We start from the raw sequence: 15,478 nt of genomic DNA on the forward strand, positions 1-15,478 counted from the left end.
CCAGCTCAAAATTTATTTCAATACTAACGTTCCTTTATAGCTATTATTCTGATCATCAATCGCAATATATTTAAACACTCCTGTTTTATAAATAGCTGGTCTGCAAACGAATTCATTTCCATTAGACAATTTTGTTGCTATTTTATCTGAAAACACTTCTCTTCCTAATAGATCAAAAATTCTCATTTGAACAAATGTTGCCGTCTTAGGTAATTTTATCGTAGTTACTTCCCTAAACGGGTTTGGATAATTGAATACTTTTGATACATTTTCATTACTAATCTCTTCTACAGACAATGTTCTAACTTCTTTTAAAGCCACATTACTTATTGCTACATCATATGATTCTGTGTTTGTAAAATCTCCCATTATAGAAAACACAATCGTTTTTATATCTGCAACATTTCCTCTCTCCCCAAACTGATTTACAAAATCTTCAATTCTTAATTCATAATTTGTTTGCTCTGTATTAACAGGTATCGTATATCTTAATCTAGATTCCCAATTTTCAAGATTCTCCGGCATCAAAACAATTTCAACAGGATTTGTTGTACTAATATTAAAAGAAAGATAGTTATATGAACTTACATCTAACGTCTGATCCCCAGGAAGCAAATGTCTAAACACATTCACATTCCCTTTTACCTCTCCCGAAACAGTAATGTTTCTATTTACTTCGTGTGCCATTTCCTCATCCTCTATAGCTTCATTAGTAACTTCAAAACTTGTTACCATAGCATTTGACTCCAAATAATCTAAGCCCCATGGTCCATCTGCTAAATATAAAGCATCTATTCCTTCAGAATCACTTGTTGCTAATGAAAAACCTACATCAAATAAAACTCCTGTTTCAATTACTAAAGATTCATTCCAAGCACCTGTTAAACCAATTGCTTTGTTCATATTTATCGTCTCCCCTGTTTCAGTAGTTTGAATATTTCCATCGAAAACAACTTCTTGAACTCCACTCTTATTTACAACATCTAAATACAGTTTTCCATTTGAATATCTTCCAGAACTTACAAAAACTGATGGCACTTTAGTATCCAATCCACTACTATTTAATTCTTTTTCTTCTGAAAACATATCTAAGACATAATTAGCAACAGAGAATACTTGAGAATAAGTACTACCCCATATTTGGAAGTTATAATAATCTCCTGCTGGATATTTTTCAATATTCCAATAACTATGTAATTCATTTACACTTTCTCCTTCTTTAATTGAAAAACCTAAAGTATATTCTACTAAACCATTTGCTCTTTTAATTTTAGCACTTACAATTTTATGCCCTCTAGTTACTACCGTTCTTACATCCTCAATAGTAGAATTATTTAAACGGTCGCAAATAGCTTTTGAATGATCGTAAACCTCTCCTTCAGTTTTTGTTGCCAACACAGCAGATACTCTACTATTGCCACTATAATAATCTACCGCAAAAACTTCTTTCGCATTTGTAATCCCTAACAAATCTTCTGGACTAGAAACATTTGACGTTTCATTTCCGTACATACCTGTAGTTGGCAAATAATTTACTATAGTACTCCCTCCTCTATTTAGTAAATTATTTTTTTCAAACTTTTCTTGATATGCTTTTAAATTTTTGTGTGTCTTATTCTTGCTTCTTTCTAAGTTTCTTTTAGCAATTAATTGCGCTAGTTTCCCATTACTCTCCAATCCTCCATCATATGAAGAAGTAACATCACTAGAAATACTTACATCCGCCACATTGTTCATTCTCATTGCAGAAAATGACGTTGCTGTAATATAGAATACTGCATCATTAAAGTCATTATCACAATTACTTCTATCTCTTCTAATATCTTCAAAACCTAAAATTACCCTTTCGTTTTCCACATCAGAAAGTAACACGTTATGATGTTGTAAGTTTGGATCACTTTCTGGGTTAAAATTAGGATCTGAAAACAATGTCCAATAACCAAACCCCACCGTTTGATATGTTGCACTCCACGCATTTGCTAGCAACACCCAGCCAATACCTGTATTTGCTTCAAAGCTTCCGATTTTAACTTTATCTCCTGTTTGCAATCCTCCTCCACTCCCTAAAGCAGATACATTAGGAAAAATAATAGTAATATCTTCATCGTTTGGTGCTGATGTAAGTGGGTTATCAAGATCATACGTGTAAAATCCAAGCACATTTCTATATCCAGCTCCTTCTGAAATAAAAGTTACATATACATCTGCTGCTTCTGTTAATTCTATATTAGTATCATATCCTGCAGTAATATATTGAGGATTGTAATCTGGTACTGGATATGATTCTGGTATTGAGTTGCTAATCATCTCTAATGTCTCTACAGAAACATTATCACCTGGGTTCTCTAAATAATCTGGCGTTCCATTTGCTGAATACGTCCCTAGATAATTATAATTTTGTGCTGTTGTGAAGTGTCCTAAGAACACTAAAAGGAGTACTAATTTTTTCATGGTATTCTCATTTGATACCTCTAAATTAGCCATACATAAAACTGTTTTTCAACGATTTTCGTTTACTGAACAAAAAAATAAGATAAAAGGAAAAACGAAAGTTCGACGAAACGATTCGTCTACAATAAAACTTCGATGAAATGAAAAATCCCCTACTTAACGTAGAGGATTTGTTGGCCTACAAGGACTCGAACCTTGAATATCGGTACCAAAAACCGGTGTGTTACCATTACACCATAGGCCAATTGCTTATTGCGGGTGCAAATATACTACAGAAAATTATTCTACCAAACTTTTTTTAATATTTTTCTTTTAACAGAACTTTATAAGCCTGTGTCTAATCTTAAAACAAGTATTCATCTATTTTTGTTTTTTTACTCTTGAACATAGAATGTTACTAGAGATTTAACATAAAATATAGTACATTCGCATTGATTTTTTTAACTCAATTATGAAAGACTTTAGTTACAATAAGTGGAATATCATTTTAGGATGGGTTTCATTTGCTATTGCATTAATAACTTATACTTTAACGTTAGAGCCCACTGTTAGTTCTTGGGATTGCGGAGAATATATTTCTACTGCAGTTAACTTAGAAGTGGGGCATCCGCCTGGTGCGCCATTATTCCAAATGCTAGGGGCTTTCTTCGCTATGTTTAGCAATGATCCTAGTCAATTTGCAAAAATGGTAAACTTTATGTCTGGTTTAGCAAGTGCTTTTACTATTCTATTCATGTTTTGGTCTATTACTAATTTAGCTAAAAAAATGGCGACCAAAGAAAGTACTTTGGGTGTTGGAGAAAAAATAGCTGTATTAGGAAGTGGACTTGTTGGATCATTAGCTTATACATTTTCTGATAGTTTTTGGTTTAGCGCCGTTGAAGGTGAAGTATATGCTATGTCGTCTTTCTTGATGGCTTTATTATTCTGGTTAGGACTAAGGTGGGAAAGTGAGATGAATTTACCAAGAGGAAATAGATGGCTATTGCTTATTAGTTTTGTGATTGGATTATCTTTTGGAGTTCACATTCTTTCTTTATTAGTAATTCCTTCAATTGTTTTACTATACTTTTTCAAAAACTATAAAGAAATTACTGTAAAAACTACAGCTATTGCTACAGTTGTTTCAATATTAGTATTAGCTTTTGTATTTAAATTTTTATTTCCTTTTACATTAAAGTTCTTTAGTATTTCTGAATTATTTTTCATTAACTCTATTGGATTACCATACAACTCAGGAACTGTAATTGCAGGTATTGTTTTAATTGGTTTGTTTTATTACGGTTTAAATTATACTCGTAAGAAGAAGTTGGTAATGGCCAATACCTTAATATTATCATTACTTTTTATAATGATTGGTTTTTCTACTTGGTTAATGCTACCTATTAGAGCTAATGCCGATACCATTATTAATGAAAACAATCCTTCTAGTGCACGAGAATTACTTGCATATTATAATCGTGAACAATATGGAGATGCCAATGTTTTTTACGATAAATATTATTCTTTTGCTTATAAAAAAGAACAAGAGACCGAAAGAGATGAATATGGGAATATCGTAAGTGTTTATAGAGATGATAAACCTAAATATGAAAAGATAAATGGTAAGTATGAAATTGTAAATAATTATAAAGGAGTATTACCAAAATGGTCTGATAAACACAAAGGTTTTATGCCTAGAATGGTAGATCCTGCGGCAGAACAATATTACAAGCAAATTGCTGGCATTCCATTACGTAGTACTAGAAAGCCAACATTTTTAGAGAATTTAAGGTTTATGTTTAACTACCAGTTTGGTTATATGTATGGGCGTTATTTTATGTGGAATTTTGTTGGTAGACAAAACGATATACAAGGACATTTAGATAACAACGGAAATTGGTTGAGTGGAATTAAACCAATAGACGAAGCTCGTTTAGGCTCTCAAGAAAAACTGCCTGATGCTGCAAAAAACAACAAAGGGAGAAATACATACTTCTTTTTGCCTTTAATTCTAGGGCTTATAGGATTACTTTATCAGTTAAAAGAAGACAGAAGTAACTGGTATATTTTAGGCCTGTTCTTTGCTTTTACTGGATTTGCTATTATCTTTTATACCAACCCTAAACCTTTTGAACCTAGAGAACGTGATTATGCAGTTGTAGGATCTTTTTATGTTTTTGCAATGTGGATTGGTTTTGGTGTATTAGCAATTTACAACAGTTTAAAAACTTATATGAATAAAAAGGTCGTTGCCTTGACGGTTTCTATTGTTTCTCTAATTTCTGTTCCTGCTTTAATGGGCTTCCAAAACTGGGACGATCATGATAGAGCTGATAGATACTTAGCTTTATTAAACGCACAAACATACCTAGAGAGTTGCGCTCCAAATGCTATTTTATTTACGATTGGAGATAATGACACTTTCCCTTTATGGTATATGCAACAAGTAGAAGGTGTTCGTAGAGATATTAAAATTGTAAATACAAGTTTATTTGCTACGGATTGGTATATCGATCAGATGAAAAAAGCAACGTATGATGCACCACCTATTCCATCGCAATTAAAACACCACCAATATAAATACGGAACTTTAGATGTTGCATATTTAGTACCGCATCCTCAATTAAAGGATTCTGTAATTCCATTAAATACTTTCATGAAATGGATTGCAAGTAGTAACGATGCTACTTATTATGAAACTGAAAGTGGAACTAAAGAAAAGATTTATCCTACTAATAAAATTCGAATTCCTGTAAACAAAGAAAATGTATTAAAATACAATATCGTTTCTGAGAAGGATGCTGATAAGATTGTAGATTACATAGATATTAAAATTGACGATGTACTAACTAAGAATAGAATTTTAATGTTAGACATTTTAAATAATTTTGATTGGAAAAGACCTATTTATTTTACGGGAGGTGCAAATGCTCCTGAAGAGTTTATCTGGTTAAAAGACTATTTACAGTTAGATGGAATGGCTTTTGAATTAGTTCCTATTAAAACACCAATTGCAGACAAATCTATGTTTGATATGGGGCGTATTGATCCTGAAAGAATGTATAAAAATGTTCAGAAATGGGATTGGGGCACTATTAATAATGGAAAAATTTATCTTGATGAACAAGGTAAGCGTAATGCAATTTCTATGCGTAACAACTTAATGCGTTTATCTGAAGAGTTCTTAATAAAAGGAGATACTGCTAAAGCTAAGGAAGTATTAGATCTTTCTTTACACAAAATGCCAATTCGTGATTTTGATCACTATAGTATTTCTTTAGGTTATCCTGAGTTATATTATAAAATAGGTGATAAAGAAAAGGCAAGACAGACTGCTGAGACTTTAATTGATCTTTTCCAACAGCAAATCGAGCATTTTAGCACTTATGATGATTTTGATTATATTTTTGATGATTTAGATACTAACTTATATATGTATCGCACAGTTATTAGTCAGGTAGCTAGATTTGATAAAGATGAGACCTATGTGAAAAAGCTAGAAGATGATTTCTTCGACAAGCTAAAGCTTTTTAAGAGTTTATTACCTGAACCTGAAAAGCCTGCTGAAGAGCCACTACTTCTGGACACTATAAAACCATAAACAATATAAAAACTGCCTTAAGGCAGTTTTTATATTTTAACTAAATAGTATTAGCTTTTGAATTAACACTGTTAACTACACTTATAAGACAGTTTAAAGGAACACTCTTTGGGTAATTTGAAAGAATGAATATCATCCCATAACTAAATTCCCTGTTTAAAATAATAAGTAGAAAATCATTTTGAGTGTTTTTTTAAGCAATCATTGAAATTCGCTTCAAGAATAAAAAGTAACCTAATGGTTTTCTAAACTATCTCTATTTTATATCACAAAATGTTTATCGTTTAGAACTTTTGCTAAAAACGACACTTTCTTGTACAAGAATACATACCAAACTTATTTAGTGCTTTGAAATATATAATAAACTGTTGGATATTATTTTTTTCGGGGATGTAGAGAAGAAAAGATTAGATTATAAAGGGATATTACACGTATTGCTGTACTAAACCAATAAGCGTATTTGCATCTTGTTCACCAGTTTGTCTCCAAACCATTTCGCCTTTTTTATAAATCATAAAAGTAGGGTTACCTTTTACTCTAAGTGCATCAGCTAAAATCTCGTTCTTCTTGATATCGATCTTAATTACCTTAGCTTTATCTCCTAAAGCAGCAGCAACATCTCGTAGTGTTTCTACACTATTCTCAATATCTTCCCAATTAAAATAAAAATCAATTAATACAGGTTTATCAATATTAATGATTTCGCCAAATTTTGTCATTTTTTAAAAATTTTTCCTGTAAAGTGCTTAAAATTACTATTTTTTTATTAAGTAAGCACCAACAGCAGCCTAAAAAAGCTGAAAATCAGGCTTTTTTTAGCTCTATAACGGTAATTTCTGGCCAAATTCCCACTCTACCAGGAAAAGCGTGGTATCCAAAGCCTCTATTTACATTAATATATCGATCAAACTCTTTATACAACCCTGCCCATTGCTTGTATACATATTGAGAAGGACTCCAACGGAAAAAACCAGGGATTTCTATTCCAAATTGTAAACCGTGTGTATGCCCACTTAACGTTAATTGATAATTAAAGTCATCTTCTTTTACTTTATATTCCCAATGTGTTGGATCGTGACTTAGTAAAATTTTAAAATCTTCTTTATTAATTCCTTCTGAAGCCTTTTTTAAATCTCCTGCTTGATTAAATCCTTTCCCCCAGTTCTCTACTCCAATTAATGCTATTTTTTCTCCGTCTTTTTCTATATAACGGTTTTCGTTTAGCATTAAATCGAATCCAATTTGAGGATGAATATCTTTTATAGCTTTAAAGTTTGCTTCTTTTGCTTCTTCTGTTTTCCATTGGGAATAATCTCCGTAATCATGGTTTCCTAGAATAGAAAATTTCCCTCTAGGTGCTTCCAATTGCTTGAACATCGGAATCCATTCATCCATTTCAGTTGCAAAATTATTTACAATATCTCCTGTGAATAAAATTACATCAGACTTTTGTTCGTTGATCAAATCAACACCATATTGGATTTTTTCTTTATTATCGAAACTTCCAGAATGGATATCTGTAATTTGTGTTATGGTAAACCCGTCAAAAGCTTCTGGTAAATCTTTAAATGCAAGTTGATACTTTAAAACCTTGTAATTATACTTTCCTCTAAAAATACCATACAGCATACTTGCAAATGGGATAGCTGCAATTCCTAAAGCCAATTGTGCTATAAACTTTCTTCTTCCTTTTACAGGTGTGTATTCTTTATTTGTAAAGTAATCGAATGCTTTTTTTACGTAACGTATGATATCTTCTCCTAACATGAAAAGTACAATGAACAGCTTAGGCAATAACACTAACAACATAAAACCTGCTGCCCACTGAAATTGTCTGGTTTGCCCAGAACTTCTATCGGATGTAAAGATGACGTAAAAGAAATTGACATAGGCTAAACCTCCTAGAATTAGCCAACTGTAACGAATGAGTTTATTTTTTGTTACCAACTTAACTGCTTGAAAAGCGTAAGCTTCAAAAATCACAATTATGGATGTGATAATAACCATAGGGATTACCCAACGCGGCATATGATTCTAATTTTAAAGTAATCACAAAGATACGGCTATCTCTTAAAATACTTTTGATTGTTTCTTATTCAGAATCTTAAAAGAATGATAAAGTTTTACATTCACATCTATAAAGTGCAATAAATACGTTCTAGAGCATAAAAAAATAGCAGTTTGAGCTTTCTACTCAAACCACTATTATTACTATCTTTTTATTATCTCCAAATTATTACAGTGTCATTGTTTGATCTGTAAATTGCACTTTTTCGATCCCCGTTAATGTATTTTCTCCATCTCTATTAGCTGTATTATCAGTTACTGTTGTAACTCCTCCATTTGTACTAATTGTATATTCTGAACTTGCGCCAGAGAAAATAACTGTATTAGAGCCAGAGTTCCCAGTAATATTATTGTCTAATTCGTTTACTGTAACTGTATTATTATTACTTCCTAATAAGGTTACGTCTTTTAAATATCTAGAACAGTTGGTATATGGTTTTGAAGCATCAAATTTTAAAGAAAAATTACCATTTAAACTTGCATCGATTCTTGCATTATAGGTTAAATAAGTATGAAAAAATATTTGCTGAGATCCGTTGTTTATGATATTAGTTTGCCCAGTTGGATCGTTTGTAGGAATGTTAGCTCTAGTTTTTGCAACATATAAGTCATTCATTCCTCTTGGACCTGTCCATGCACCCCACAATCCATAATACACATCAACTACAGCAGCTAAATACTCTTGAGATAAACTATTTTCATTCGTAAGTTCAGTTATCCAACTGGCAGCTCCAATTCCCCACAAATTATTTGATAACGCATTAGTTTGTGCTGCTCTAATCTTTACCTGAAAAGCGGGTGCTGCTCCTGGACTTGTATTTGCTCCATCTACACCAATTCCTCTATCATGTACAAGGTGTAATATTTCTTCAAATGCGGCATCTCTATGTGTTTGATAATTTTGATTCATATACCAAGTACCTCCTTCTACTTGAATTTCTTCTTGATATAACGATTGTGCTGGTGTTGGATTTGGATTACTTCCATCATCTCTACCATTTAATAAAGCAATAGCTGCATTATTCTCAGCCATTTTATTTGCTATTGCAGATTTATCTGATCCATAAACAGATCCTGGCAAGTTTCTAAGATAATGTTCCATTATACTACGAACTCTAACCATTTGTTCGTTCGTTACCATACTTTGTGCTACAATATGAATTGCACCTCCATTTGGTGTAGTTACTTTTGTGTATCCATCAAAATTAGACGTATAGTTACTTCCTAAAGAAGTTGGAACTGCTTCTATACCTAAAGAAGCATCTAAAACTCTGTTTGAAGTTGGTGGTGATATTACGCCACCATTGACATCTTTACTGCATGATGTTGCTGTAAAAAAACATATAGCAACCATGTTAAGGATAAATAATTTCATTGCACTCATAATATATTCGTTTTTACAAATTTTTACTTCTATTACAAATGCAAAAGTATTTCCAATGTTCTTCTTAAAAAGCATTCAATAGTCCGAATGAAAGTCGTTCGGACTACTTTGTTACTATTCGGACTATTCTTATTTACTAATCTATTCTTTTAACATTGTTGAAGTTTTTAAAAATACATCTACATACTTAATAAAATCTTCCAATCAAGCTATTCGAATTCCATCATACCTCCATCTTTTGGTATTAATGTTTTTTGAGATAGTCCTTGCTTTGCTAATTCTTCTTGTAATTGTGTTCTAGTAATTGGACAATGATTAACCGCTTCCATGTGATTTGCTATTACTTTCCCTGGTGCATTTTTAATAAAGCGAGTTATATCTTCCATAGTCATTAACAATGGTTTCAAAAAATCTAACTGCGCTCTTCCGCAAGCAGCTACACTGATATCTGGTTTGTATGCTGTTAATACTTTATCTACATCTTGGGTGTAAACTGTATCTGAACTTAGATATATCGATTGTTCATTAGGTAATTGCATATAATACCCCATTACATTTCCAGCTATTTTTCGCACTAAACCATACCCGTGTTCTGCAGGAATTCCTTCGATAGTTCCTCCTAAAAAACTTGACGGTTTCCAATAATTTACTGTTTGTACAACATTAAGCCCTCTTTTTTCAAGTTCTTTTTTGTCTTTTACACTACAGATTACAGGAATATTCTTCTTTCTTAAAAACTTCTCTCCTTCTTTATCTAGATGATCTGGATGCAAATGTGTAATTAAACAATGTGTTGTTTTATTGATAATTTCCATTCCATTGTTTGGTAAATCGAGGATAGGATTTCTTTTAGGTTTGTATCTAAATAAAGTAAATGGTGGACTTGCTGTTCCTTTTTTTCCTAACATTGGATCTACTAATATGACCTTATTGCTAGATTCGATAATCATTGTTGCGTTTCTTATATGGTAAATTCTCATGACTTTATTTTTAAAACACAAAGTTGAGATAGCTCGCAACAAATTCCATTGATTTGAATCAAGAAATACGTTTGCGGATTCTACTTAGTGTTTCTGGAGTAACATCTAAATAGGATGCAATATGATATTGTGGTATTTTTTCTAGCCAATTAGGTTTGTATATAAAAAGTTCCTTATACAACTCATCTGCTGTTTTAGTAACTCGATTATACTCTAAGAGTTCTTTGTGCTTTAATAATTTTTGGAATGATAAATCAATAAAAGATTTACCACATTGATATTTTTCTAATAATTCTCTAAACTCCTTCTTACCTATTGACAGTAATTCTATATCTGTTAAACTCTCTTGATTTTTTTTAGTATTCAAATCGTTTACAAAAGATGATAAGTCTGTTATAAATTGTGGTTTAGTATAGAAATTAATATTTATTTCTTTTTCTGGTGTAGTATAATATTCTCTTATAACTCCTTTGTTTAAGAATCGTAATTCCTTTTCTTGTTGCGTTGATCTTAAAATTTGAGTTCCTTTCTTATAGTTTACAACCTTAAATAATGATAATAATTCTCTTAACCCTTCTTTATTTAAAGGATATTCTGTTTCAAAAAAACTTGCTATTGCTGTTAATTCAGAGTTCATTTTGTTTCAGCTACTAATTAAGGTTTTATTATCATGAATGAATTCTCTAATGTAAGAAAGTATTAAACGTTTTTCTAATTCTAAAAAAGGTTTTCTGGTATTCCAGAAAACCTTTACTATGATATACTTCTTTAAGTTTTATAATAACTATGAAAACATTATTGTAAATTCAAAGAACCAAGCATTTTCTCCATTTCTGGAGAAGAAGGTTTTGGTGCTCTTGCAGTAACTATTTTTCCTTCTGGGTTAACTAATATAAATGTTGGGTATTCTGCAACTCCATATGCATTTATGAATGATTGATCTTCATTTGCAAAAAGTTGTACACCTCCCATTTCTTTTTCTTTAATCATGTTTTTCCAAGTTTCATAATCTGCTTTTGCATCCATAGAAATACTCACAAAAACAATATTCTTATCATGATAACGCTTCTCTAACTCTTTAAGATAGGGAATCTCTTTTTTACACGGGCCACACCATGTTGCCCAAATATCTATATATACATATTTACCTTTAAAATCACTCAATGAAGTAGCTTTTCCTTTAAAGCTTTCATAATTTACAAATTCTGGTGAAGGCTTCCCTTTAGACAATGAGCCTTCTTCCATCTTTTGCTTTAATAATTGAGCCTCTAATTTTGCTGTACACAAATACTTTATTACTCCAATAGTACTTTTTACTTCTTCTTTATATAATTTCGCAAAAACTGAATCTATGCTTTCAGACTTCTTAATGCTATTTTTCAATAAAAGATCGCACTTTTCATCTATATTATCACAATCTGAAGGATCTGCACCTTCTTGTATTTTTGAAGCTTCTCTACTCAGCTCACTTATGTATTCATTTTCTAAAATAGCTCCCTCTTTTAACTCAGAGTTATTCACCCCTCCATCAAAAACAATTCTGGTTGGTTCTCCTTTTTTTAAATAAAGTGGTTTCGCATATTTTTCATCATTAAAAACAATTCTTCCAAAAGTCTTTCCTTTTAGAACTAATGTATCTGTATATTCTCCTTTATCATTTAAAATAATTTCCTTCCATTTATTACTATCTTCTACTCTCAAAAACAATTTACCTGACCTACTATTTTTCATAGTAATATGTAATAGGTTGTAATTCTCATTTGTTTTTGTTTTGCAGGATAGTGTTAAAAGTAGCAATGCAATCAAAAAATGTTTATTTATAGTTTTCATAATTGAATTTATTTGATTCTTAAATCTTATTAGGGCATTAAACTTTCTAATGTATAGAATATTCTTTTTGAGAAGAAAATTCTTTACTATTCATATATATTTTAACACAAAAAAGTTTTCTGAAATAATAGAAAACCTCTTCAATTCTATGTTGAATTTAATTATGTGACTATTTAAAAACTAATAAGTTTCTCATTAACTTTTAAGCTGTATTAGTTTGTTTATTAATGTTTTTAATTCTTTAATTTCTTCTGCTTGCTTTTCAATTTTTGAATTTTGCTTTTCAAACCTATCTTCTTGTGCTTTAATTTTCTTTTCTTGCTCAATAGTATACAAAGTTAACTCTTCTATCTTTTGCAATAACTTTGAGTCCATTTCTCCTAAGTATATTCCATTTTCTTCTACTTCTTTTGCACTAGGAATATCTTTTAGGTGTCCTTTTTCTTTTATATGATTTTCGACTTCTTCTAACGTTGGTAAATTGTAATTATCATAAAAAACAAAATCTGCCCAACCTGTTTCTACTTTTATTTCTTTAGCCCTTATTTTTCCGTTTACTGCTAATTTCCATGAACCTGGATCAGCTGTTCCAATTCCTACATTTCCTTCTGTATTTTCTGTTAAAACTTTTACCCATGAATCCCAGGTATCACTATCTGCCAAACCTATTCGATAAAAAATACCTCCTTGGTTAAAATTTAGTTGATGATGATGTCCTCCAGAATTATCTCCCCAAGGAGCAAATGTCATTAATCCTGAATAGCTTCCTGCTCCAGGCACCCCTACAGATCCTCTTGCCTTAAATTCAAAATTAACTTCTTTATTATAATAGTTTGGAGCATAGTTATCTGCTCTACTATCATTAACATCTACTTTCGTAGGATTATTCAAGTCTGCTTCAGTTAACAATCTAGTCCATGGATTCCAAGTTTCACTATCTGGTAATCCGTTTCGATAAAATACTCCTCCTCCGTTAAATGTTAATTGATGATGAAATCCACCAGAGTTATCTCCCCAAGGAGCAAATGTCATTAATCCTGTATAACCACCTGTACCTGGAGCCGCTATAACGTCTCTTTTTTTAAATTCATACTTTACTTCTTTGTTATACAATACAGGTGTACTAGCATCATTTCTACTATCTAATACTGTTTGAGCTGTAATCCCTAAACTGACTCCCATCATAGCTATGACAGCAATTTTAATTTTTGTTTTCATAATAATTTAAATCTATAATTGTTTTAATACGTTTATAAAGTCTTTCAAGATAAGTTTTATTCAATCTTTTATTAATATTTATTTTAATTATTTCTTTGTTCTTACCATATTCAGTTGCTATCTATTTTACATAAAAAGATCTCTCATTTCTTATAAGAAATAACTAACTATTCTTTAAAAATAATTTCAGAATGCTTTTTTACTTTAACAATATAACTCCCTTTGGATAAGTCAGACAAATCAATACCATTGTTAATAATTCTAAAGTTGGTAAATTCTTGGCCTAAGAAATTAAATATTTTGATATCTGAAAGCTTAAAAGTTACTCCTTTAACAGTAAGTATATTATCTACAGGATTAGGGAATAAAAAAACTTTGTTACTATTGTAATCGTCTATATGCAATGTTGATGAATATTCTATAGCTCCAGTATCTGGATCTGTTCCTCTATCTTTATTATAATAGTCATTTGTTACTTCTGCATTTACAGTTGCAGCTCCTATGGCTGGAGAGTTTTGCTGCAATGAAAAGTCAAAATTTACTGGGTCTGTGAAAAGTGGATCTGTTATTTGAGTATCTACTTGTACAGCTACTATATCTGCATCTTCATTTATTGTTCCTGTAACTCCGTTTCGAGTAGTTCCATAAATAATATTATTTCTAACTACTAAACCATCTGCTGAAGATATATTAGAAGCGATTGCCGATTTGCTTAAACCAGAATCTATTACTGAGATATTATTTATAATTTTTACATCTGAACCTCCTTGAGCGCTAATCCCTATATTTCCTCCATTGTTTGCTGTTATCCCTTCGGTTATCGATTTTGTATATGAATTAAAATAACAGGTATTGTAAATAATATCTATTCTGTTTCCATCATTACTATGCACTCCACTAAACCCATTATAATAGCATATATTATTTGCTACTAATATTCTTCCATGTTCCCAGTTTACATTAATAGCATTATCGTTATTATATGTAGTTTCATTTCTTTGAAGTGATATTCCTTTTCCTTCATCTATATGAGGTGTAATAATATTTTTAGTAGGTGCCCAAGAATATTGTTCATTGTAATTATGATGAATTTTATTTCTTAAAATTTTAATTCTATAATCATTGGTAGTTCTACTACTTGTTGCTCTAGTAACCACTAATGCATGTGTTCCAGAATATGATTTTCTTGAACAAGCATATATTTCATTTCCTATAATATTAATATCCTCACAATCGGACACTCGAAGCCCTCCTCCTGGCATGTCATGAATCTTATTATTAATAATATCAATATGATTTACATTACTTAAATACAAACCTCTTGTATCTATATAAGACGGTCTGGCAATATCTATTCCGTTTAAATTACGATATGTCTCACCTACAACTATAGCATTTGGAGTACAATTACTTACACAGTCTTTATCTCTATATTGTATTTCAGCAGCTGTAGGGTCTAAAATATTTGCTACTTCATTTGCTCTAATGTACACAAACTGCAATGCATTTGCTGTAGAAAGAGGAATATTTGGTACTTCCCCTTCTATTTCAAAACCTTCTATTCTTAAGTATGAAGAGTTTGAAATCCTAAAGATATTGGCACCATCTCCTTTCAGAATTGTATTCTCATTATACGCTTTTATCGTTATATAATTAGATGCACTACCGTGTAAATTATTAATACGAATAGAGTTTTCAGCATGCCATAAATGTGGATCGTGTTCATTTGTATACGAATAATTCGGGTTAAAACTTGGATTTTTGTATTCTCCCATTATATAGATAGTATCTCCAGGGCTTGCTAAGTTTTTTGCTGAATTTATTGATTGAAATGCTGTAGAAGTTGATGTTCCATTATTAGTGTTACTTCCATTTTGCTGATCTACATAGTACTGAGATTGACTATTACTAAGCATGTTAAAGCATAGCAATAATATTGCAGAAAATATTATTTTCATTTCTAAA

10 protein-coding genes and 1 tRNA gene are annotated in these 15,478 nt (G+C 31.1%); 1 reads left to right on the forward strand and 10 read right to left on the reverse strand.

Annotated features, from left to right (window positions below; genetic code table 11):
• Positions 1-12 precede the first annotated feature (12 nt).
• Together ACKTTC_RS16060 and ACKTTC_RS16065 are read right to left on the reverse strand one after the other, a co-directional pair.
• Positions 13-2,484 (reverse strand): DUF4114 domain-containing protein, encoded by a 2,472-nt coding sequence (locus ACKTTC_RS16060; protein ID WP_408040867.1) that lies wholly within the window; start codon positions 2,482-2,484, stop codon positions 13-15.
• A gap of 140 nt (positions 2,485-2,624) precedes the next feature.
• Positions 2,625-2,695: transfer RNA gene (locus ACKTTC_RS16065), tRNA-Gln, on the reverse strand.
• A gap of 207 nt (positions 2,696-2,902) precedes the next feature.
• Between ACKTTC_RS16065 and ACKTTC_RS16070 the strand changes: the two genes are divergently transcribed.
• Positions 2,903-6,034 carry a DUF2723 domain-containing protein gene (locus ACKTTC_RS16070; RefSeq protein WP_408040868.1) on the forward strand — a complete coding sequence of 1,044 codons (3,132 nt, stop codon included), beginning with the start codon at positions 2,903-2,905 and terminating at the stop codon, positions 6,032-6,034.
• A 425-nt stretch (positions 6,035-6,459) separates the two neighbouring features.
• On the opposite strand, the gene ACKTTC_RS16075 is transcribed toward ACKTTC_RS16070, so the two are convergent.
• The 8 genes from ACKTTC_RS16075 to ACKTTC_RS16110 all read right to left on the reverse strand — a co-directional run bounded on the left by ACKTTC_RS16075 (position 6,460) and on the right by ACKTTC_RS16110 (position 15,471).
• Positions 6,460-6,753, reverse strand: coding sequence for a thioredoxin family protein (locus ACKTTC_RS16075; RefSeq protein ID WP_408040869.1), 294 nt, complete (start codon positions 6,751-6,753; stop codon positions 6,460-6,462).
• 85 nt (positions 6,754-6,838) lie between these two features.
• Positions 6,839-8,062 (reverse strand): metallophosphoesterase, encoded by a 1,224-nt coding sequence (locus tag ACKTTC_RS16080; protein ID WP_408040870.1) that lies wholly within the window; start codon positions 8,060-8,062, stop codon positions 6,839-6,841.
• Positions 8,063-8,270: 208 nt separating this feature from the next.
• Positions 8,271-9,485, reverse strand: coding sequence for a hypothetical protein (locus tag ACKTTC_RS16085; RefSeq protein WP_408040871.1), 1,215 nt, complete (start codon positions 9,483-9,485; stop codon positions 8,271-8,273).
• Between the two features lie 209 nt (positions 9,486-9,694).
• A complete protein-coding gene (locus ACKTTC_RS16090; protein WP_408040872.1) occupies positions 9,695-10,465 on the reverse strand; it encodes an MBL fold metallo-hydrolase in 771 nt (256 codons plus the stop codon).
• A gap of 58 nt (positions 10,466-10,523) precedes the next feature.
• A complete protein-coding gene (locus ACKTTC_RS16095; RefSeq protein WP_408040873.1) occupies positions 10,524-11,102 on the reverse strand; it encodes a Crp/Fnr family transcriptional regulator in 579 nt (192 codons plus the stop codon).
• Positions 11,103-11,260: 158 nt separating this feature from the next.
• A complete protein-coding gene (locus tag ACKTTC_RS16100) occupies positions 11,261-12,295 on the reverse strand; it encodes a TlpA family protein disulfide reductase (RefSeq protein WP_408040874.1) in 1,035 nt (344 codons plus the stop codon).
• A gap of 195 nt (positions 12,296-12,490) precedes the next feature.
• Positions 12,491-13,513 carry a cell wall anchor protein gene (locus ACKTTC_RS16105; RefSeq protein ID WP_408040875.1) on the reverse strand — a complete coding sequence of 341 codons (1,023 nt, stop codon included), beginning with the start codon at positions 13,511-13,513 and terminating at the stop codon, positions 12,491-12,493.
• Between the two features lie 167 nt (positions 13,514-13,680).
• Positions 13,681-15,471: a T9SS type A sorting domain-containing protein gene (locus tag ACKTTC_RS16110; RefSeq protein ID WP_408040876.1), complete on the reverse strand. Its 1,791-nt coding sequence runs from the start codon at positions 15,469-15,471 to the stop codon at positions 13,681-13,683.
• Positions 15,472-15,478: the final 7 nt, after the last annotated feature.

Origin of the sequence: Tenacibaculum amylolyticum (assembly GCF_964511145.1) — a bacterium.
GTDB classification, from domain to species: Bacteria; Bacteroidota; Bacteroidia; order Flavobacteriales; family Flavobacteriaceae; genus Polaribacter; species Polaribacter amylolyticum.

Bases quoted from the DNA above. Each gene is read 5' to 3' on its own strand.
- ACKTTC_RS16080 (WP_408040870.1), bottom strand. From the start codon at position 8,062: ATGCCGCGTTGGGTAATCCCTATGGTTATTATCACATCCATAATTGTG.
- ACKTTC_RS16110 (WP_408040876.1), bottom strand. From the start codon at position 15,471: ATGAAAATAATATTTTCTGCAATATTATTGCTATGCTTTAACATGCTT.
- ACKTTC_RS16095 (WP_408040873.1), bottom strand. From the start codon at position 11,102: ATGAACTCTGAATTAACAGCAATAGCAAGTTTTTTTGAAACAGAATAT.
- ACKTTC_RS16070 (WP_408040868.1), top strand. From the start codon at position 2,903: ATGAAAGACTTTAGTTACAATAAGTGGAATATCATTTTAGGATGGGTT.
- ACKTTC_RS16090 (WP_408040872.1), bottom strand. From the start codon at position 10,465: ATGAGAATTTACCATATAAGAAACGCAACAATGATTATCGAATCTAGC.
- ACKTTC_RS16085 (WP_408040871.1), bottom strand. From the start codon at position 9,485: ATGAGTGCAATGAAATTATTTATCCTTAACATGGTTGCTATATGTTTT.
- ACKTTC_RS16060 (WP_408040867.1), bottom strand. From the start codon at position 2,484: ATGGCTAATTTAGAGGTATCAAATGAGAATACCATGAAAAAATTAGTA.
- ACKTTC_RS16075 (WP_408040869.1), bottom strand. From the start codon at position 6,753: ATGACAAAATTTGGCGAAATCATTAATATTGATAAACCTGTATTAATT.
- ACKTTC_RS16100 (WP_408040874.1), bottom strand. From the start codon at position 12,295: ATGAAAACTATAAATAAACATTTTTTGATTGCATTGCTACTTTTAACA.
- ACKTTC_RS16105 (WP_408040875.1), bottom strand. From the start codon at position 13,513: ATGAAAACAAAAATTAAAATTGCTGTCATAGCTATGATGGGAGTCAGT.